This window comes from Microbispora sp. H10830 (assembly GCF_014161375.1).
Classification (GTDB): Bacteria; Actinomycetota; Actinomycetes; order Streptosporangiales; family Streptosporangiaceae; genus Microbispora; species Microbispora catharanthi.
The window spans coordinates 1,003,851-1,022,716 of record NZ_JABBWX010000001.1; the positions used below are offsets into that span (position 1 = coordinate 1,003,851).

The following is an 18,866-nucleotide window of genomic DNA, read 5'->3' on the forward strand; positions in this document are numbered from 1 at the left end:
TGTGTGAAAAAGGGTTTGTAGCACTCCGTGCGAAAAAGGAGTCGCGATGCTGTTCGGACTGATCGTCGCCTGCGAGGTCGCGTTCTGGGTGCTGCTGGGCGCGGGGCTCGCCGTCCGATACCTCCTACGCAGGCGACGGCTCGGCGGCCTGCTGCTGCTCGCCGTCCCATTGGTGGACCTTGTCCTCCTCGTCGCGAGCGTGGCCGACCTCCGCGACGGCGGGCGGGCGGAGTTCACGCACGGACTGGCCGCGGCCTACCTGGGGTTCACCGTCGCCTTCGGGCACGACATGGTGCGGTGGGCCGACGTCAGGTTCGCCCACCGCTACGCCGGGGGGCCGCCACCCGACCGGCGCAAGCGTTACGGCAGGGAGCGTGCCCGATACGAATGGCGCGCCTGGGGCAAGGGCATGATCGGCTGGGCCGTCGCCTGCGGCCTGCTGCTGGCCGGCGTCGTGGTCATCGGCGACCTCGGACGCGGGGCGGCGCTCCTGGAGTGGGCCGGTCGCCTGACGTTCGCCCTGGTGGTCTGGCTGGTGTTCTGGCCGCTCGCCTGCACCGTCTTCCCCACGCGTGCGCCGCTGGACAGCCGCCCACCCCTGGATGCCCGCGAGTCCCACCACGACCGGGCACCGCAGAGCACCGGCGAACAGAACTGAGCGGCGCCCCGTTCGCGGCCCGAATGAGGAGACACGGATCAGGAGACACGGATCAGGAAACGCGGATCAGGACACGATCCGCGACCAGCGCTCCACCCACTTGTCGTACTCCTCGGGACGCACCGCGAAGTAGACGCCCTGGAACGCCCGGGAGGTGCCGGCGCGGTAGTCCGCGCAGATCCGGCGGGCCGCGCCGGTGCACCCCTCGGGGTTGGCGGGCGCGAGGCCCATCCAGGCCGACACCTTGCGCTGCACGTCCGCCGACATCGTGAAGTCGAGCCACTTGTACGCGCACGAGGGATGCGGGGCCTGGGCCGACACCATCCACGCGTCGGCCCATCCCGTCACCGGCCGGTCCGTCAGCGCCCTGACCGGCTTGTGCCCCCGCCTGAGCACGTCCAGGTGGTACGGCGTGGCCTGCGCGAGCCGTACGGACCCGGTCGCGAAACCCTGGACGACCTCGACGGGATCGCGCCAGAAGACGCGGCGGCCGTCCTCGTCGGAGGTGAACAGCTTGGCGGCGGCGTCGAGCTGGGCGTCGGTGAGGTCGAACGGATCCTTGATGTCCTCGCCGACGTCCGTGCCCTGGGCCTTGAGCACCAGCGCGGCGTCGGCCAGCGACAGCGGACGGTCCCGGAGCATCACGGGACCCTTGTCCGTGAAGAGCGACTCCGGGCCGTCAGGACTGACCTGGCCGGCGTCGTACAGGATCTCGTTGGTGGCCCACACGTACGGCACGCCGTACACCCGCTCGCCCCGGGTGACCGACGGCAGCGTGCGCAGCCGCTTGGGGATCTTGTCGTAGCCGTCCAGGAGAGCGGTGTTGAGCGGGGCGGCCTTGCCGTCGTCCATCAGCCTGCCGCCCACCTCGGGCGTCGCGGAGATCACGTCGAACGACGACGGCGGGAAGTCGCCCGGCTTCTCCTCCTGGCGCGGGTCGTAGTAGCGCAGGCTGACCTTGCAGCCCGTCTCCTTCTCGAACGTGCCGACCCACTTGACCTTGGGATCGACGCCGCCCCACTCGGCGTACCCGTCGATCGCGACCACGCTGACCGTTCCCTCGCCCGGCCCGACAGACGCGACCGGGGTGGGCGTGGGACCGCCGGACGACGGGCTGGGGCCTGCGCCGCCGGAGGCCGTCGTCGCCGCGGCCGCCGAGGTGCCCGGCGTGGCCACCTCCGTCGCGGGCCCGGGCCCGCCGGCGCAGGCGGCGGCGAGCAGTCCCACGGCCGCGACCGTCGCGGCCAGGTGTGTACGGCGCACCACGACCCCCATGAGAAAGACGGACGCCCCGAGCCTACTGGGCCCCACCGGCCCGGGGCGTCGCCTTCGCCGCGTCAGGCGTTGGTCGGGAAGCCCAGGTTCACGCCGCCGTGGGAGGGATCGAGCCACCGCGAGGTGACGACCTTGCCCCTGGTGTAGAAGTGGACCCCCTCGGTGCCGTGCACGTGGGTGTCGCCGAACAGCGAGGCCTTCCAGCCGCCGAAGCTGTAGTAGGCCATCGGCACCGGGATCGGCACGTTGACGCCGATCATGCCGACCTCGACCTCGTTCTGGAAGCGCCGGGCCGCGCCGCCGTCGTTGGTGAAGATCGCCGTGCCGTTGCCGTACTCGCCGGTGTTGATCAGCTCCAGGCCCTCCTCGTACGAGCGGACGCGCACGATCGACAGCACCGGGCCGAAGATCTCCTCGCGGTGGACGCGGGAGTTCGGCGGCACGTGGTCGAGGACGGTCGGGCCGAGCCAGAAGCCGTTCCCCCGGTCCCCGCGCACCGGGGTCTCCCGGCCGTCGACCACGAGCTTGGCCCCCTCCTCGACGCCGAGGTCGAGGTAGGACGCCACCTTGTCGCGGTGGGCGGCGGTGACGAGCGGGCCCATCTGCGACTCGGGGTCGTTCCCGGGGCCGATCTGGAGGTCGCGCACCCGCGACACGATCTTCTCGACCAGCTCGTCGCCGATCGGGTCGACCGCGAGCACCACGGAGATCGCCATGCACCGCTCCCCCGCCGAGCCGAAGCCCGCCGAGACGGCCGAGTCGGCGACGAGGTCGAGGTCGGCGTCGGGCAGCACGAGCATGTGGTTCTTGGCCCCGCCGAGCGCCTGCACCCGCTTGCCGTGGGCCGTGCCGGTCTCGTACACGTACCGCGCGATGGGCGTGGAGCCGACGAACGACACGGCCCGCACGGCCGGGTGCTCGAGCAGCCGGTCCACCGCCGCCTTGTCGCCCTGGACCACGTTGAACACGCCGTCCGGCAGGCCGGCCCGCTGCCACAGCTCCGCGATCAGCAGGGACGCGGAGGGGTCGCGCTCGGAGGGCTTGAGCACGAACGTGTTCCCGCAGGCGATCGCCACCGGGAACATCCACATCGGGACCATCGCCGGGAAGTTGAACGGGGTGATGCCCGCCACCACGCCGAGCGGCTGGCGGATCGAGTAGGAGTCGACCCGGGTCGAGACGTTCTCCGAGTAGCCGCCCTTCAGCAGGTGGGGGATGCCGCAGGCGAACTCCACGACCTCCAGGCCGCGGGCCACCTCGCCAAGCGCGTCGGAGTGCACCTTGCCGTGCTCGGCCGTGATCAGGGCGGCCACGTCGTCGCGGTGCGCGTCGAGCAGCTCGCGGAACCGGAACAGGACCTGGGTGCGCTTGGTGAGCGAGGCGTCGCGCCAGGCGGGGAAGGCCAGCGCGGCCGCCTCCACCGCCGCGTCGACCTCCTCGACCGAGGCCAGCGACACCTGCCCGCTCACCTCGCCGGTCGCCGGGTCGAACAGGTCGGCCGTACGGCCGCCCTCGCCCGTCCGGGCGCCGCCGATCCAGTGGTTAACGCGCTTCATCGTTGACGGCCTCCAGAGCGGTGACGAGGATGCCCAGGCCCTCGCGGGCCTCGTCCTCGGTGAGTGTGAGCGGCGGAGCCATGCGCAGGGTGCTGCCGTACAGTCCGCCCTTGCCGGCGAGCAGGCCGAGCCTCTTGGTCTCCTCCATGAAGCGGGCGGCCAGCGCGGGGGCGGGCGCGCCGGTGGCGGGGTCGACCAGTTCGATCGCGAACATCAGGCCCTTGCCCCGCACGTCGCCCACGACGGGCAGCCGCTCGGCGGCCTCGCGCAGCCCGGAGACGATGATCTCGCCGGTGCGCGCCGCGTTGGCCTGCAGGTCGCGGTCGAGCACGTAGTCGAGCGTCGCGTTGGCCGCCGCCATCGAGATCGGGTTGCCGCCGAAGGTGGACAGCCCCACGGCGTGCGGCCCGTCCATGAGGTCGCCGCGCGCCACGATGCCGCCGACCGCGAAGCCGTTGCCGAGCCCCTTGGCGAAGGTCATCATGTCGGGCGTCACGCCGTGGTTCTGGATCCCGAAGAACGCCGAGCCCGTACGGCCCCAGCCGGTCTGCACCTCGTCGGAGATGAACAGGATGCCCTCCTCGTCGAGGACCTCCTTGTACGCGGCGAACAGCCCGTCGGGGGCCATGGTGAAGCCGCCCACGCCCTGGATCGGCTCGGCGATCAGCGCGGCGACGTCCTTGGTGACGGCCGTGGCGAGCACGTGGCGCAGGTCGTCCACACAGGCCGCGATGTAGTCGGCGTCCGACATTCCGCGGAACTGCGCGAGGTGGCGGTCGGCGCCGTGCAGGAAGTGCACGTTGAGCGGCGACAGCGAGTTGTTCTTCCACGATCGGTTGGAGGTCACGCTGACCGCGCCGAACGACCGGCCGTGGTAGCTCTGCCGCATGGCGAGCACCTGGTCGGACCCGCGGGCGTAGGTGGCCAGCAGCAGGGCCGTCTCGTTGGCCTCCGTGCCGGAGTTGGTGAAGAACACCTTGGCGTCCGGAATGCCCGACAGGCGGGCGATCTTCTCGGCCAGCTCGACCTGGCTGCGGATGAGGTACAGCGTCGAGGTGTGGACGACGCCGGTGGCGAGCTGGCGCTCGACGGCCTCCCGCACCTCGGGCACGTCATACCCGATCATGTTGGTCAGGATCCCGGCGAAGAAGTCCAGGTAGCTCTTCCCGTTCGCGTCGACGACGCGGTTCCCCTTGCCGCCGACGATTTCGATGGGCTCGTTGTAGTAGAGGGCCATCCAGTTCGGCATGACCGCGCGATGGCGTGCGAGAAGGTCCGACATGCTCCGAGTATCCCGGCTGGCGGGCGACCGCCTCACCCGTCAGCCTGTCTGGGATACCTCGAAATCGGCTTACACAGTGCTGGGTTCCGCGGACTCCTGCGCGGGAGCCGTCCCGGCGGCCTTCCGGCGCAGGACCAGCAGCGCGACCAGGGCCGCCGCGAGCGAGCAGGCCGCGCCCACCCACGAACCGACGGACATCGCCGACACGAAGGCGTCGCGCCCGGCTGCGGCCAGGGCGGGGTCGCCCAGGCTCACCGCGACGCCGATCGACTCGCGCGCCGCCGGCGGCGCCGACTCGGGCATGGCCGCGGTGTACGCCCCGGCGAGCACGCTGCCGAGAACGGCCACGCTCAGCGCCATGCCGACCTGCTGCACGGTGTCGTTCAGCGCGGAGCCGACCCCCGCGCGCTCGGGCGGCACCGCGCCCATCAGCGTCGCGTACGCCGCGGGGCCGGCCAGGCCGCCGCCCACGCCCATGACCATCAGGCCGGCGATCAGCGTGCCGTACCCGCCGGTGAGCGTGGACAGCAGGACGAACCCGGCGGCCATGACGACCAGGCCGGAGACGATGAGCACCCGGTTGCTCACCTTCTTGCCCAGCGACGCGCCCAGGCCGTTGAACACCATCGCCGCCGCCACGTAGGGCAGCAGGGCGAACCCGGCCTTCAGCGGGTCGTAGCCCAGGACGAACTGCAGATACTGCGTGATGGCCAGCATGAGCGCACCCGCGCCGAACGACAGCAGCACGATCGAGAAGCACGCCCCGCTGAACGAGCGGTTTCGGAACAGGCCGAGCGGCAGCATCGAGTGGGGGGTGCGGCGCTCCCACAACACGAACGCCAGCAGGGCGGCCGCCGAGACCGCCACCGCGAGGGGGTTGAAGTGCCCGCCGGGCGCCGAGATGACGGCCCAGACCAGCCCGCCCATCCCGGCCGTGGACAGGATCACCCCGAGCGGGTCGGCCCGCCGCGTCTCGCCGTACGTCTCCGGCATGAGCGCGAAGGCCGCGACGATCGCCAGCACCGCGATCGGCACGTTGATCAGGAAGACCGAACCCCAGTAGTAGTGCTGGAGCAGGAACCCTCCGACCGTCGGACCGGCGATGACGCCGACCATGGCGACCGAGCTCCACGCCGCGATGGCCTTGCGCCGCTCGCTCTCGTCGAACACGGTGATCAGGATCGACAGGGTCGACGGCATCACGCAGGAGCCGCCGACGCCCATCAGCGCGCGGGCCGCGATGAGCTGCCACGGCTCGGTGGCGAGTGTGGCCGCCAGCGAGGCCCCGCCGAAGAACGCCAGGCCGATCACGAGCATCCGCCGCCTGCCGTACCGGTCGGACAGGCTGCCCGCGGTGAGCAGCAGGCCCGCGAAGACCAGGACGTACGCGTCGATGACCCATTGGACGTCGGACGGCGTGGCGCCGAGGTCGCGCATGAGCGACGGGATCGCCAGGTTGAGGACGGTGTTGTCCACGACCAGGGTCAGCAGGCTCAGACAGAGGACGCCGAGGATCCACCAGCGTCGGGGATGGGACATGAAGGTCACCTCGAACAGTGTGCGAGTAGTATCGGACACTGTACGACTCAATCGAACACTGTGCGAGCGAATATTGTGAGGCCGTGTCAGCGAAGCCGTTCTCCTCGGTCTGGACCCGCGAGCCCAAGGGAGGGCGCGAGCAGGGCCTCAGCCGCGATCAGATCGTCCGGGCGGCCGTGGAGCTGCTCGACGCAGAGGGCCTCGACGCGCTCAGCATGCGCAAGCTCGGCGCCCGGCTCGGCGCGGGCGCGACCAGCCTCTACTGGCACGTCGCCAACAAGGACGAGCTGATCGAGCTCGTGATGGACGAGGTCTACTCGGGCGTCGTGATGCCCGAGGCGGCCGACTGGCGGGAGGCGGCCAGCGTCTTCGCCTACGCCATGCGCCAGGCGGTCTTCGACCATCCGTGGAGCGCGAGCCTCATCGGCGTGGTCCCCGCACTCGGGCCGAACGCGCTCACCGCGTCCGACCGGCTGATGGGCGCCTTCGTCCGCGCGGGTTTCGAGGGCATCGACGTTGACTACGCCATGACGGCCGTCGTGTCGTACACGCTGGGCGCCACGATCCCCGAGGTCGCCTTTCTCAGCTCGCTCAAGGCGACGGGTAAGAGCATGACGGAGCTGCAGGCCGCGGTGGACCCGATCGTGATGAAGCTGGCCTCCGACCGGCCCAACCTGCTGGAGCGCTATCGGTCCTACGCGGACCAGGACTACGACCCGCTCGTGGCCCGGCGGCTCGCCTTCGAATTCGGGCTGATGGCCCTCCTCGACGGTCTCGGCACGCGCCTGCGCTGAGTGTCCGTTTCGGGCCCGCACACTGTCAGCTTCTGGGGGGTCATCCTTACATAATGATCAGGTAGCCTCTGAGCATGCTCCCCACGGTCGCCGACGTGCTCGCGCTGGACACCGTCCGGCGTGGCAGCCCCCGGGTGGTGGCGGGCGGCGACCGGCTCGACACCCGGGTCCGGTGGGTCCATGTGGGCGAGGTCCACGACATCGCCCATCTGTTGCGCGGCGGCGAGCTGGTCCTCACGACCGGGGTGGCGCTGCCGAGCGAGCCCGACAAACTGGCCGACTACATCTGCGAGCTGGCCGCCGTCGGAGCCTCGGGCCTGATCGTGGAGCTCGGCCGCCGGTTCGTCCGCGAGCTGCCGAGAGCGGTGGTCAAGGCCGCGGAGGAGCACGGGCTGCCCCTGATCACACTGGCCCGCGAGACGCCCTTCGTGCAGATCACCGAGTCGGTCCACGCGCGGATCATCGACATCCAGCTCCAGGAGCTGCGGGCCTCCGAGCAGCTGCACGAGGTCTTCACCGAGCTGTCGGTCGAGGGCGCGTCCCCGGCCGAGGTGCTCAACCAGGTCACCCGCTTCTCCGGCCGCCCGGTGCTGCTGGAGAACCTGGCCCACCAGGTCCTGGCGTGCGACGCGGCCGGGGGCGACACCGGGAGCGTGCTGGCCAACTGGGAGACCAGGTCGCGCGCGGTCATGCCCTCCGAGCGGACCGCCTACGACGCCGCCGCCGGGTGGCTGGTGACCATGGTCGGCGCCCGCGGCCAGGACTGGGGACGGCTCATCCTGCTGTGCGACGCGCCGCCCAGCCCCCGCGACATCGTGCTCGCCGAACGCGCGGCGACCACGCTCGCGCTGAGCCGCCTGCTGGAGCGGCACCAGGAGTCCCTGGAGCGGCAGGCACACGGGACCATACTGACCGGCATCCTCACCCACGCGTACGCCGACCCCGACGAGGCCGCCGCCCGCGCCCGCGCCGTCGGCGTCCCGCTCACCGGCCGCAGGCTCGTCAGCGCCGTCATCCGGCTGACCGCGTCCGTGGGCACCGCGCTGGGCGAGCAGGCCAGGCTGGGCGAGCTCGCCGAGGCAGGCGCCGCCGCCTGCCGGGAGGCCAAGCTGCCCGCCCTGGTCGGGGCGCTGGACCAAAGTCGCGTCGGAGTGCTGCTGCCGCTGCCGCCCCGCATGGCCGCCGAGACCGCGCTCGGCGCGCTGGCCGAGCGCCTGCGGGCGAACTTCGCCACGCCGTTCGTGCTGGCGGCCGGCTCGGTCGTAGAGTCGATCAAGGACGTACGGCGCAGCTTCCTTGAGGCCGAGCAGGTGGCGGAGGTCGCGGTGCGCCAGCCCGACGGGCGGCCGTTCTACCGCCTGCCCGACCTGCGGCTGCGCGGCCTGCTCCACCTGCTGCGCGACGACGCCCGGCTGCAGACCTTCGCCGAGCGCGAGCTGGGGGCCCTGCTGGCCTACGACGCCCAGCGGCACGGCGACCTGACCAGGATCCTGCGCATCTACCTCGACGCGGGACGCAACAAGGCGGTGGCCGCACAGAAGGCCCATCTGTCCCGCCCCGCGTTCTACGACCGCCTGCGTCGGCTGGAGCGGGTCCTCGACACCGACCTCGACGACGTCGAGTCGTGCCTGTCCCTGCATGTCGCACTGCTGGCCCTGGAGACCTTCCGCCGCGAGACCACCTGATCGAGAAGGGGCCGTCGTTGAGAGCACGGGATTTCGGCATCGTCGTCGGCACCGGAACGCCCGGCGAGCACAACGCGATCACCGACGTCGCGGGAGTGAGGGTCGGGCACACCACGCTGATCAGCGGGAGCGGCTGACGGTCAACGGCGTCAACGTGGGCAGGAGTCTCCCGGTCTCGGCGCTGCCCGATGAGGAGGCCGGGTCGATCATCGGGATCGTCGCGGCCGAGACGATGACCGGAGCAGACGATTTGACCGTTACAGGGCTCGATGGGCGGCTCCTTGCGGAGATGCTGACACCCGGAAAGTAGGTATGTCGTCCCGGGTGTAAGTCCTATCGCACCTGACTACTCTTCGTATACTCGCGCTCACTGGGTGAATCGTGCTTACCTCGAAACGTGCCCACGATGAGCGAACCCCAAATCAGCCCGACGGTCGTGGTACGGGCCCTGTCCGCACGTTTCCCCAAATGGACCATCTGGTGGGGCCAGGCCACCACGCACTACTGGGGCATGTCCCGGCGGCGCGACGGACTGCTCGTCCACATCGAGGCCCGATCCGCCCAGGAGTTCGTCCAGCGGGCCCGGGAGATCGACGCCGGCACTCCCTGACATTTATGCGCTTATGCCCTAAACGCCCGATTTGGCGTTGGGGAATTTCATGCTCTTTGGCGCGTTTCAGTCGTCTCCGTACGCGATTGTCGCCACGATGGTCCCGCAAGGATCACCAATGGGGAGTAATCGCATGAGACGCCGCCTTGTCGCCGGGGCCGCCGTACTGGCCCTGGCGACGACCATCCCTTCGGCACCCGCCGCCGCCGAGCCCGTCGCCGGACTGCCGACGACGAACTTCCCTCTCGGCGAGCCCGGGATCCCGAAGTCGGCGGCCAAGAGCCTGGCCCCCGGAGTCAGCTACTTCACCCTTCGCCACGGCACACCGCAGGACGGGTACACGGTCAGCGTCGTCGTCAAGGGCAAGGACTTCATGTCCGAGGCCAACGCGCAGGCCCAGGCGACGGCCGTGCAGATGGCCGGTCTCGAGCCCGTCATCGTGAAGTTCACCCGGCCCGCCGTCGCGGACCATCCCGCCGGCGACTACTTCATGGTGCGGGTGGGCAGCTGGCCGCTCGACCGGAAGGCCGAGGCCGCCGAGGTCGTCAAGCAGCTCAAGGACGCCGGGGTGAGCGCGAAGGTCGACTTCCAGGGCGACGACGGCTTCGTCACCACCGGCCCCTGGAGCGTGCGGGTCATCGTCGTCGACCCGCGTACGTTCCGCGGCTCCTACCAGACCTCCCTGGGCACGAGCGTCGCCAAGCGGGAGAAGGTCTCGGCCATGGCCTCCGCCGCCAAGGCGCTCGCCGCGGTGAACGGCGGCTTCTTCGACATCCACACGCTGCCCGCCTTCCGCGGCGACCCCACGGGCATCTCCGTCGTCGGCGGCAAGCTGCTCAGCGAGGCCGTCGCCGGCCGTGTGGGCCTGGTCCTGCGGGGCCGTACGGCCCGCGTCACCGAGTTGTCGTCCTCGGTCGTCGCCCGTGCGGCCGACGGGACCACGGCCGAGGTGACCGGCCTCAACCGGGTGCCGAAGCCGGACGAGCTGGTCATGTACACCGAGGAACTCGGGCGGGACACTCCGCAGGACGACGGGACCGAGGTGGTCCTCGACGCCTCCGGCAGGGTCACCGCCGTCCGCGGATCCGGCGGTCCCGTGACGCCCGGCACCCGCGTGCTGCACGGGGTCGGAGCCGCCGCCGACTGGCTGTCGCAGCACGCGGGCGAGGGCACGACCGTCACGGTCACGACCCGGGTCACCGACCTGCGGACGAACAAGGCCGTCCCGCTGACCCCGGAGACCAACATCATCGGGGGCGCGATCGGCCTGGTCAGGAACGGCAGTACCTCCATCACCGCGGCGCGGGACGGCATGGCCAACACCAATATGATCCTGCGGCGCCACCCGCGCACGCTCGCCGGCGTCACCCGCAACGGCAAGCTCGTCATCGCGGTCGTCGACGGCCGCGCGCCGGGCAGCACGATCGGCGCGTCGTTCTTCGAGGCGGCCGAGCTCATGCGCTGGCTCGGCGCGCGCGACGCGATCAACCTGGACGGCGGCGGGTCGACCACCATGGTCATCGGCAAGAAGGTGGTCAACCGTCCGTCCGACGGCGTTGAGCGGGGAGTCGGCGACGCCCTGTTGATCGTCGGCGCGCGCTGAGCCTGCCCACGCGCCGGCTCACGCCGAAGACGTCGCGAGCAGACCGGCGATCGTGTCGTCGTCGCAGGTGTCCCAGAACGTCCCGACGGTGTCTTCGAGGTGGTCGAACGAGGCCGCCTCGAAGAGCACTTCCTGGTACTTCGTGATGTCGTAGTGAGTGGTCCCCATCGCGGCGAGGTCGAGCGGGCGGATGTCCATCCCGCGGAACTCCTCGATCTCGCCGTACGAGCTGAGGATCCCCGCGCCGTACGCCCTGACTTCGCCGTCCTCCCGCATGACGCCGAACTCCAGGGTGAACCAGAACACCTTGGACACGAACTCCAGCGCCTCGTCGGTCTCCACCCGGCGTGCCGCCCGGCCCGCGGCCCGGTAAAGCGCGGCGAAGCGGGGCGAAGCCAGGGTGTTCGCGTGCCCGATCACCTCGTGGACGACGTCCGGCTCGGGGGTGTAGAGGGGCACGGAATGATGCCGGATGTACTGGGTGGAGTGGAATAAGCCGTCCGCCAGGACGCCGTAGAACTCACGGAGCGGGACCAGCCCGGCCGCCGGCAGGTAGCGGAATCCGGTCAGCGGCTCCAGAAGGTCGCCGACCTCCTGAAGTTGCGGGATGCGGTCCCCGGGCAGGCCGAGCCGCTTGGTCGCGTCGAGGAACTCGCGCACCGCGTACTTCTGATGCTTGACCGCCAGTTCCTTGGTGACGAGCGCCCACACGTGGTGCTCATCGTCGGTGTACTCGGCCGTCGGAATGGGATCACCGGGGGTGTGACCGAGCGCCAGCGCCGCGATCGCGTTGCGCCGCTGTCGGTAGACGGCGTCCGCGAAACCGGGGTGGCTCGTGGCCAACTCGACGACGACGGATCCGTCATCCTTCGTCGCCACCGGAGCGAAGTACTGCGCTTCTTCAAACATACTCCCATATGACAGCAAGTAAGCGTTTAGCTGGCAAGAGTGACCAGTCAGAGTGTGCGAAACGCTCAAATCAGCGCTTTAGTGGTGGGTATCACTGGTCGATTCGCTCAGTCGAGGCGTACCCTCGGCGCATGCTCGACGCGCTCGACAGCCGCCTGCTGACCACCATGCGGGCCAACCCCCGGATCGGGCTCACCGAACTGGCCCGCCTGCTCGGCGTGGCCCGCGGCACCGTGCAGGCGCGGCTCGACAAGCTCACCGCGCGCGGCGTCATCAGCGACTTCGGTCCGACGATCACGACGGAGCAGATCGGCTACCCCATCCTCGCCTTCGCGTCCCTGCAGATCGCGCAGGGCCGGCTGACCGAGGCCGTGCGGTGGCTGGCCGACGTCCCGGAGATCCTCGAGGTGTACGGCACCAGCGGCCAGGCCGACCTGCTGTGCCGCGTGGCCGCCCGCAGCACCCCGCACCTCCAGGAGGTCATCGCCCGGATCCTCGCCTCGCCCGCCATTCAGCGGACCGACACGACGATCGCCCTGTCGACCCAGATTCCCTTCCGCATCGAACCCTTGCTGCAGGCCGCGGTCACACCGCCCACACCGTGACGACCGCACTGAAGCGGACCCGGCTCAGACGGACCGGACTCAGACAGATCGGGCGAGGCGGAAGCCGAGGTCGTCGATGCGGAACGTCGGGTGGCTCTTGCGGCGGCACGACGCCCGGCATCCCCTGGGCAGGTCATGCGCGCCTCCCCCGCGGAACACTCGGTAGGGGCCGTACACCGTGGCGTCGTAGACGTCCCAGCACCATTCCCAGACGTTCCCGAGCATGTCGTACAGGCCCCACGCGTTCGGCGCCCTGGTCCCCACGTCGTGCACGCGCCCGCCCGAGTTCTCCCGATACCAGGCGATCTCGTCGAGCTCCCCGTACCGCTCGCCGGTCGTTCCGGCCCGGCAGGCGTACTCCCACTCCGCCTCGGACGGCAGCCGATACCCGTCGGCATCCCAGTCGCAGATCACGTCCTGTGCGTTGACGTCTCCTCCGATCGAGTAGCAAGGAGTCAGCCCGGCCGCCTCCGAGAGGAGATTGCAGAACCGGACGGCGTCGTTCCAGGAGACCTCGGTCACCGGCGTCAACGGTCCCGCCGAGTTCGACGGGGTCTCACCGGTGACGGCTCGGTACAGCTCAGCGGTCACGGGATACGGCGCCAGCAGGAAATCCTCGACCTCGGCCACCCAGTTCCTCTGCGTCCCCTCATCCCGAAGGAGGATCCTCCCTGCGGAGATCGGGACCATTTGCTCAGCGGTCACCTCGGGCAGCGACGATCCACAGCTCACCTCAGGCTCCTATCCTCCGCTATTGATCACTGTCAATCCGTGCACCGGGCTGGGACGTCACCGCCCAGGCCGGAAGGTCCGGTCCTCCTCGCCGCCGGCTCGCGCCCTCCATGGGATGGGCAGTTGAACGACGGCGCGGAGTCCGCCCCCAGAGCGCGGGACGATAGTGAGGGATCCGTCGTGTACTCGGGTGATTCTCTTGACGATCGCCAGCCCGAGGCCGACACCGGCGTGGTCGTTGCGTATTCTTCCGGTGCCGCGCTGAAACGGTTCGGTGAGTGTCGAGACCAACTGGTGGGACAGCTTCTCGCCGCTGTTCTCGACAGTGAGCACCACGGTCTCGGGGCGAACGCTGGTCTCGACCCACACGCTGCCCTGTTCGGGCAGATTGTGCACGATCGCGTTGTGCACCAGGTTCGTCGTCATCTGCAGCAGGAGCGCCGGCGACCCGAGAGCCGGGGTGATGTCACCGGAAGTCTCGATGGTGACACCGCGTTTCTCCGCGAGCGGGAGCAGTGTTTCGATGGCCTCTTCCACGAGTAGGGACAGGTCGACAGGTTCTCGAGTGAAGGGCCTCTGGTCAGCGCGGCTGAGCACGAGCAGCGCCTCGGTGAGCTCGATCGCTCGAGCGTTGACAGCGTGAAGGCGGTCGACGAGCTCGCCATGGTCATGTGTCGGATCCTCGCGTGCCACGTCCAGAAGTGACTGCGAGATCGCCAGCGGGGTGCGCAGTTCGTGCGAGGCGTTGGCTGCGAATCTTCGCTGTTCCGCGACATGCGCCTCGAGCCGTGCGAGCATCGTGTCGAAGGCGTCGGCGAGTTCGCGGAACTCGTCTTTACGGCCTTCCAACTGGATCCGGTGAGAAAGTGACCCGCTCGAGGCCATGCGTGTGGCGTCCGTGATGCGGGCCAGCGGGGCGAGCATGCGGCCGGCGAGAATCCGCCCTCCCACGAGACCGAACATCAGCAGGAAGACCAGCACCGTGCCCATGGCCGGCAGGAAGCTGCGCTGGAAAATAGAGCGGTTGGGAACGAACCCCATGGTGGTCCTGATCACATCGTCGGGCATGACACGCAGGAACAGCCACACCGCCGCGATCAGCATGGCGCCGGCAAGCATGAGGAACGCGGCGTAGCTGAGGGTGAGTTTGAGGCGGATGCTCAAACCACGCCCCCTATCCACCGTCCCCTCCCGCACGTCCGGCGCCAGGCCCTACGTCGATGCGGTAGCCGGCGCCGGGTACCGTGGCGATGAGCCATGGTTCGCCGAGTCGTTTCCGCAGGGCGGAGACAGTGATGCGGACGGCGTTGGTGAAGGGGTCGGCGTTCTCGTCCCACGCTCGCTCCAAGAGCTCTTCGGCGCTGACGACACCGCCTTCGGCGGCGACCAGGACTTCGAGCACGGCGAACTGTTTCCGGGTGAGCGCGACGTAGCAGCCGTCGCGGAAGACCTCGCGGCGGAACGGGTCCAGACGCAGGCCTGCGATCTCTCGCACGGGTGGTCTGTTGTGGGCGCGCCTGCGGTCGAGTGCTCTGAGACGGAGCACGAGTTCTTTGAGTGCGAAGGGCTTCGTGAGGTAGTCGTCGGCGCCGAGTCCGAACCCGGAGGCCTTGTCGTCGAGCCGGTCGGCAGCGGTGAGCATCAGGATGGGCATGCCGCTGCCGGAGGCGACGATGCGCTTGGCGATCTCGTCACCAGAGGGGCCGGGGACATCTCGGTCGAGGACCGCGATGTCGTAGGCGTTGACGCTCAGCAGTTCCAGCGCGGTGTGGCCGTCACCGGCGATGTCGGCGGCGATCGCTTCCAGGCGTAGGCCATCGCGGATGGCCTCTGCCAGGTAGGGCTCGTCCTCGACGATCAACACTCGCACACCCTCGAGGCTACGAGCCGGAGCATATCGTCGGCATATCGAAAACCGCATACGTGCAGACAACACCAGACTGCCTTGACTACGGGCATGACCTACAGCGAACCAGCACGAACAGCAGCCCGCCGTGCCCGACGGAAAACCTCGCTGCCGTCGTGGTCGTCACCGCGGTACGCCGACCCCACTCAGGGCCCGGGGACGCAGCAGTGACCGACTCTCGGCATGACCCAGCCCAGACCCGTCGGCCTCCGGCAATCGATCCCCGAACCACCTCAGCCCGGTCAGCCGAAACCAGCTACGCCATGACGACCGCCACCCGGCAGGCCACTCGGGAGACTGTGGCCGCCAGCGCGCGCGACCTCACCAAGACCTATGGCCAAGGCGATGCCCAGGTGCATGCCCTCCGGGGCATCGACCTCGAGCTCCCACGAGGCAGGTTCATCGCGATCATGGGCCCGAGCGGATCGGGCAAGTCCACACTGATGCACTGCCTGGCCGGACTCGACCAACCCAGCGGCGGCACCGTCACCGTGGCCGGCACCGACCTCGGATCACTCGATGACGACGCGCTCACGATCTTCCGCCGCGAGCACATCGGCTTCGTGTTCCAGTCGTTCAACCTGCTGCCGATGCTCACCGCGGGCGAGAACATCGTGCTCCCGCTGGAGCTGGGCGGTCGCCGGATCGACGACGCGGCACGGGAGCGCGCACGCACGCTCGCCGATGTCCTCGGCGTGGCGGACAGGCTCGGCCACCGGCCCGCAGAGCTGTCCGGAGGTCAGCAGCAGCGGGTCGCGATCGCCCGGGCCCTGATCACCCAGCCGGATCTGCTGTTCGCCGACGAGCCCACAGGAAACCTGGACAGCACCACGTCGGCGGAGGTGCTGGATCACCTGCGCCGGTCGGCGCGCGAGCTCGGCCGGACCGTCGTGATGGTCACGCACGAGCGGGACGCGGCGGCGTACGCCGACCACGTGGTCACCATGCAGGACGGGCGGGTCGTGTGATGCGTACCGTTTTCCTCGCGTCGCTGCGCACCCACATCCGCAGGTACATCGCAGCGGCCATCGCGGTCTCCGTCGCGGTCGCCTTCGTCGTCGTGGTCGGCGTGCTCACGTCCGGGGCACGTAGCGGACTCATGGACGGCCTGGGAGCGCCGTACCGCAATGCCGACCACGTGGTCTCGGCTGCGGGGTGGCCATCGTCCGAGCTGAACCCGAAAGCCGCGATCGCATACACCGAGCGACACGGTGAGAACGCGGCCGCGACCGGCCGGGCAACGCTGCCGGCGCGCGCGAACGGCCGACGGCTCTCAGAAACGACCGTGGGGCCGATCTCCACCTCGGAGGAGTGGCGCTGGCAGAAGCTCACCTCGGGTCGCTTCCCGGCAGGCATAGGCGAGGCCGTTGCGGACGTCTATTTCGCCCTGACCAAGAATGTCGAGCTCGGCGACCGGGTTCGGATCGGCGAGGGCGCCGCCGCGCGTGACGTACGAGTGGTCGGTCTCGTGGAGTCGCCCTCGCCCCCGGCCCAAGCCGCGATGTACGTCACCTGGCCGCAGTTGCTGCAGTGGCGCGACCAACTCCATCTGAGCGCGGTGGCGGTGCGCGGGGAGTTGGGTCAGCTCCCGGAAGGCGCGAAGGCGCAGTCGCCGGAGGGGTTCGCCGCGGAGCGGCTGACCTATGTCCAGAACCGGGTGGACAGCTTGTCGGTGATGCTGCTGTTGTTCGCCGGCAGCGCGCTCTTCGTCTCGGTCCTGGTCATCGCGAACACGTTCTCCATCCTGTTCGCGCAACGAGTCCGCGACTTCGCACTGCTGCGCTGCATCGGCGCCACGCGGCGGCAGATGGTGCGTTCGGTACGCCGCGAGGCGGCCGTCGTCGGGGTGCTCGCGTCGCTGGCCGGGACACTGGTCGGTATCGGCCTCGGCTACGGGCTGGTCGCCCTGATCAACGCCTTCACGCCCGCCATCCCAATGGGCGCCGCCGGGCTGCCCACGCCCTGGCTGCTCGGGGGGTTCGCCGTCGGCCTGGTGGTCACCCTGGTCGCGTCCTGGTTGCCGACCCGGCGTGTGGTGCGGGTGAGCCCGCTGGCGGCGCTGCGCCCGGATGCCGCGGTCGACGTGCACACGGCCACCGGCCTGGTGCGGCCGGCGCTCGCTGTGATCCTCCTGATCATCGGGCTGGCCCTGCTCGGGGTGGCGATGGTCCGAAACAGTACGGCGCTCATGGTGACGGGCGGGGGATCGGTGTTCACCGGCGTACTCCTCTTCGGACCGGTGCTCGTTCCCCGCTTGGTTCGGATCACCGGTGCGCTGCTCGGCCCCGCCGGGCGGCTGGCGACCGAGAACGCTGTGCGCAATCCGCGGCGGACGGCCACCACCACCGCCTCCCTGATGGTCGGCGTCACCCTGACGACCGCCGTACTCACCGGGATGGCCACATGGCGTTCGTCATTGAATGAGCAGATCGGTAGGGACCACCCCATCGACGTCGCGCTCACCTCGCCCAAGGAGCCGGTCACCACTGACCTCCTCGACCGGGTACGTCGCACTCCCGGTGTGGAGCAGGCCATTGCGGTGGAGGGCACCGTGGCCGGAGTGGCCGGGCTCGACGAACAGATCCCGGTCGTCACCACGCCGGCCGCGGCGCAGGTGGCCCGCGACGGCGGAGCGTTCGCCCGGGTCGAGCCGGGAAAGATCAGAATCGATTCCGAGGCCTTCGGCAAGAACCTGGGTCTCCGGCCCGGTGACCAGGTCATGGTGCGCGTCGGCGACCGGCAAGCCCAGTTGCAGGTCGCCGTCGGCACCGGCTGGGGCCCGGCGGCCGTGGTCGCACCCGAGACGCTGGCGACGCTCACCGACACCCCCAAGCCGCATGCCATCTGGATCCGCGCCTCCTCCGGCACCGACCCGGCTCGACTCGGCAGTGACCTGGACGAGCTGGCGGATCCGGTCGGCGCGATGATCGAGAACGGGTTGCGGACCTGGGAGACGCTAGATCAACAGCTGGGCATCTACACCTGGTCAGCGATCGGCCTGCTCGGCATCGCCGTGGTGATCGCCCTGATCGGGATCGCGAACACCCTGGGGCTCTCCGTACTCGAACGCGCCCGCGAACACGCGATGCTGCGCGCCCTCGGGCTCACCCGCAGGCAGTTGCGGCGGATGCTGGCGACCGAGGCAGTGCTGCTGTCGGTGGTGGCCACCCTGCTCGGCACCGCGATCGGCGTGGGGTTCGCCTGGGTCGGATACGAGACGATTGTGACGCAGGCTCTCAGCGACGCCGCCATGCAGGTCCCCTGGCCATCACTCGGCGTCGTCGCCCTCATCGCCGCCCTGTCCGGACTCCTCGCCGCTGTTCTCCCGGCACGCCGGGCCGCTCGGGTGACTCCGGCCGCAGGGCTGTCCCTCGACTGATACCTCTAAGGCGATCAGCGTTTGGTGTCGGTCCCCTGGTGTCGGTCCCCTGGACATGCGAAAGCCCCGGCCAACCACAGCCGGGGCACCCCCACCAACACACCCATCACCGCACGCGCCGTCCGCGACACCCGCACAAGCCGGCGCAGGGCACCGGGGGGACGGGGGGGAATCCCCCCGGGAAATGCGGAAGGGCCACCCCAACGGGGTGGCCCTCCACAAAGATTGTCCGGCGGTGTCCTACTCTCCCACACCGTCCCCGGTGCAGTACCATCGGCGCTGACAGGCTTAACTTCCGGGTTCGGAATGTAACCGGGTGTTTCCCTGCCGCTA

Annotated in this window: 16 protein-coding genes and 1 rRNA gene; 8 read left to right on the forward strand and 9 right to left on the reverse strand. The window is 69.9% G+C overall.

Features of this window, described 5'->3' with window-relative positions; translation table 11 throughout:
- The first annotated feature begins 46 nt into the window (after positions 1-46).
- On the forward strand, positions 47-658 hold the full coding sequence (locus tag HHX35_RS04650) for a hypothetical protein (RefSeq protein WP_220504926.1): 612 nt from the start codon (positions 47-49) through the stop codon (positions 656-658).
- A 66-nt stretch (positions 659-724) separates the two neighbouring features.
- Here the strand turns inward: HHX35_RS04650 and HHX35_RS04655 are convergent, their stop codons facing one another.
- The 4 genes from HHX35_RS04655 to HHX35_RS04670 all read right to left on the reverse strand — a co-directional run bounded on the left by HHX35_RS04655 (position 725) and on the right by HHX35_RS04670 (position 6,310).
- Positions 725-1,924, reverse strand: a complete 1,200-nt coding sequence (locus HHX35_RS04655; protein WP_182897702.1) for an extracellular solute-binding protein — start codon at positions 1,922-1,924, stop codon at positions 725-727.
- A 71-nt stretch (positions 1,925-1,995) separates the two neighbouring features.
- A complete protein-coding gene (locus HHX35_RS04660) occupies positions 1,996-3,489 on the reverse strand; it encodes a CoA-acylating methylmalonate-semialdehyde dehydrogenase (protein WP_182897703.1) in 1,494 nt (497 codons plus the stop codon).
- Positions 3,476-4,771 carry an aspartate aminotransferase family protein gene (locus tag HHX35_RS04665; protein WP_182897704.1) on the reverse strand — a complete coding sequence of 432 codons (1,296 nt, stop codon included), beginning with the start codon at positions 4,769-4,771 and terminating at the stop codon, positions 3,476-3,478. The genes HHX35_RS04660 and HHX35_RS04665 overlap by 14 nt, the downstream gene beginning before the upstream one ends.
- Before the next feature lie 69 nt (positions 4,772-4,840).
- Positions 4,841-6,310: an MFS transporter gene (locus HHX35_RS04670; protein WP_182897705.1), complete on the reverse strand. Its 1,470-nt coding sequence runs from the start codon at positions 6,308-6,310 to the stop codon at positions 4,841-4,843.
- An 83-nt stretch (positions 6,311-6,393) separates the two neighbouring features.
- Here HHX35_RS04670 and HHX35_RS04675 point away from each other — a divergent pair, with 83 nt between their 5' ends.
- The 4 genes from HHX35_RS04675 to HHX35_RS04690 all read left to right on the forward strand — a co-directional run bounded on the left by HHX35_RS04675 (position 6,394) and on the right by HHX35_RS04690 (position 11,002).
- The gene (locus HHX35_RS04675; RefSeq protein ID WP_182897706.1) at positions 6,394-7,104 is read left to right on the forward strand and encodes a TetR/AcrR family transcriptional regulator C-terminal domain-containing protein; all 711 of its coding nucleotides are present in this window, start codon (positions 6,394-6,396) and stop codon (positions 7,102-7,104) included.
- 74 nt (positions 7,105-7,178) lie between these two features.
- Entirely contained in the window at positions 7,179-8,789 is a 1,611-nt protein-coding gene (locus HHX35_RS04680) for a PucR family transcriptional regulator ligand-binding domain-containing protein (RefSeq protein ID WP_139575997.1), read from the forward strand.
- A gap of 406 nt (positions 8,790-9,195) precedes the next feature.
- Positions 9,196-9,399: a hypothetical protein gene (locus tag HHX35_RS04685; RefSeq protein WP_142566284.1), complete on the forward strand. Its 204-nt coding sequence runs from the start codon at positions 9,196-9,198 to the stop codon at positions 9,397-9,399.
- Positions 9,400-9,532: 133 nt separating this feature from the next.
- Complete coding sequence (locus HHX35_RS04690) at positions 9,533-11,002, forward strand: phosphodiester glycosidase family protein (protein WP_182897707.1); 1,470 nt, start codon at positions 9,533-9,535, stop codon at positions 11,000-11,002.
- 18 nt (positions 11,003-11,020) lie between these two features.
- On the opposite strand, the gene HHX35_RS04695 is transcribed toward HHX35_RS04690, so the two are convergent.
- Positions 11,021-11,911 (reverse strand): phenylalanine 4-monooxygenase, encoded by an 891-nt coding sequence (locus HHX35_RS04695; RefSeq protein ID WP_182897708.1) that lies wholly within the window; start codon positions 11,909-11,911, stop codon positions 11,021-11,023.
- Positions 11,912-12,042: 131 nt separating this feature from the next.
- Between HHX35_RS04695 and HHX35_RS04700 the strand changes: the two genes are divergently transcribed.
- A complete protein-coding gene (locus tag HHX35_RS04700; protein ID WP_182897709.1) occupies positions 12,043-12,516 on the forward strand; it encodes an Lrp/AsnC family transcriptional regulator in 474 nt (157 codons plus the stop codon).
- 39 nt (positions 12,517-12,555) lie between these two features.
- On the opposite strand, the gene HHX35_RS04705 is transcribed toward HHX35_RS04700, so the two are convergent.
- The 3 genes from HHX35_RS04705 to HHX35_RS04715 form a co-directional block, all read right to left on the reverse strand.
- On the reverse strand, positions 12,556-13,206 hold the full coding sequence (locus HHX35_RS04705) for an SUMF1/EgtB/PvdO family nonheme iron enzyme (protein WP_182897805.1): 651 nt from the start codon (positions 13,204-13,206) through the stop codon (positions 12,556-12,558).
- A 99-nt stretch (positions 13,207-13,305) separates the two neighbouring features.
- Positions 13,306-14,412, reverse strand: coding sequence for a HAMP domain-containing sensor histidine kinase (locus HHX35_RS04710; RefSeq protein ID WP_310738891.1), 1,107 nt, complete (start codon positions 14,410-14,412; stop codon positions 13,306-13,308).
- 10 nt (positions 14,413-14,422) lie between these two features.
- Positions 14,423-15,118 (reverse strand): response regulator transcription factor, encoded by a 696-nt coding sequence (locus tag HHX35_RS04715; protein WP_182897711.1) that lies wholly within the window; start codon positions 15,116-15,118, stop codon positions 14,423-14,425.
- Between the two features lie 299 nt (positions 15,119-15,417).
- Between HHX35_RS04715 and HHX35_RS04720 the strand changes: the two genes are divergently transcribed.
- Both HHX35_RS04720 and HHX35_RS04725 read left to right on the forward strand, forming a co-directional pair.
- The gene (locus HHX35_RS04720) at positions 15,418-16,122 is read left to right on the forward strand and encodes an ABC transporter ATP-binding protein (RefSeq protein ID WP_182897712.1); all 705 of its coding nucleotides are present in this window, start codon (positions 15,418-15,420) and stop codon (positions 16,120-16,122) included.
- Positions 16,122-18,533 carry an ABC transporter permease gene (locus tag HHX35_RS04725; protein WP_182897806.1) on the forward strand — a complete coding sequence of 804 codons (2,412 nt, stop codon included), beginning with the start codon at positions 16,122-16,124 and terminating at the stop codon, positions 18,531-18,533. The genes HHX35_RS04720 and HHX35_RS04725 overlap by 1 nt, the downstream gene beginning before the upstream one ends.
- Positions 18,534-18,760: 227 nt before the next feature.
- Here the strand turns inward: HHX35_RS04725 and rrf are convergent.
- Positions 18,761-18,866: ribosomal RNA gene (gene rrf / locus HHX35_RS04730) — 5S ribosomal RNA — on the reverse strand; the annotation flags it as partial.

Coding starts and splice junctions, on each gene's coding strand:
- HHX35_RS04665 (WP_182897704.1), bottom strand. CDS start 4,771: ATGTCGGACCTTCTCGCACGCCATCGCGCGGTCATGCCGAACTGGATG.
- HHX35_RS04685 (WP_142566284.1), top strand. CDS start 9,196: ATGAGCGAACCCCAAATCAGCCCGACGGTCGTGGTACGGGCCCTGTCC.
- HHX35_RS04720 (WP_182897712.1), top strand. CDS start 15,418: ATGACGACCGCCACCCGGCAGGCCACTCGGGAGACTGTGGCCGCCAGC.
- HHX35_RS04705 (WP_182897805.1), bottom strand. CDS start 13,206: ATGGTCCCGATCTCCGCAGGGAGGATCCTCCTTCGGGATGAGGGGACG.
- HHX35_RS04680 (WP_139575997.1), top strand. CDS start 7,179: ATGCTCCCCACGGTCGCCGACGTGCTCGCGCTGGACACCGTCCGGCGT.
- HHX35_RS04700 (WP_182897709.1), top strand. CDS start 12,043: ATGCTCGACGCGCTCGACAGCCGCCTGCTGACCACCATGCGGGCCAAC.
- HHX35_RS04660 (WP_182897703.1), bottom strand. CDS start 3,489: ATGAAGCGCGTTAACCACTGGATCGGCGGCGCCCGGACGGGCGAGGGC.
- HHX35_RS04690 (WP_182897707.1), top strand. CDS start 9,533: ATGAGACGCCGCCTTGTCGCCGGGGCCGCCGTACTGGCCCTGGCGACG.
- HHX35_RS04650 (WP_220504926.1), top strand. CDS start 47: ATGCTGTTCGGACTGATCGTCGCCTGCGAGGTCGCGTTCTGGGTGCTG.
- HHX35_RS04725 (WP_182897806.1), top strand. CDS start 16,122: ATGCGTACCGTTTTCCTCGCGTCGCTGCGCACCCACATCCGCAGGTAC.
- HHX35_RS04695 (WP_182897708.1), bottom strand. CDS start 11,911: ATGTTTGAAGAAGCGCAGTACTTCGCTCCGGTGGCGACGAAGGATGAC.
- HHX35_RS04670 (WP_182897705.1), bottom strand. CDS start 6,310: ATGTCCCATCCCCGACGCTGGTGGATCCTCGGCGTCCTCTGTCTGAGC.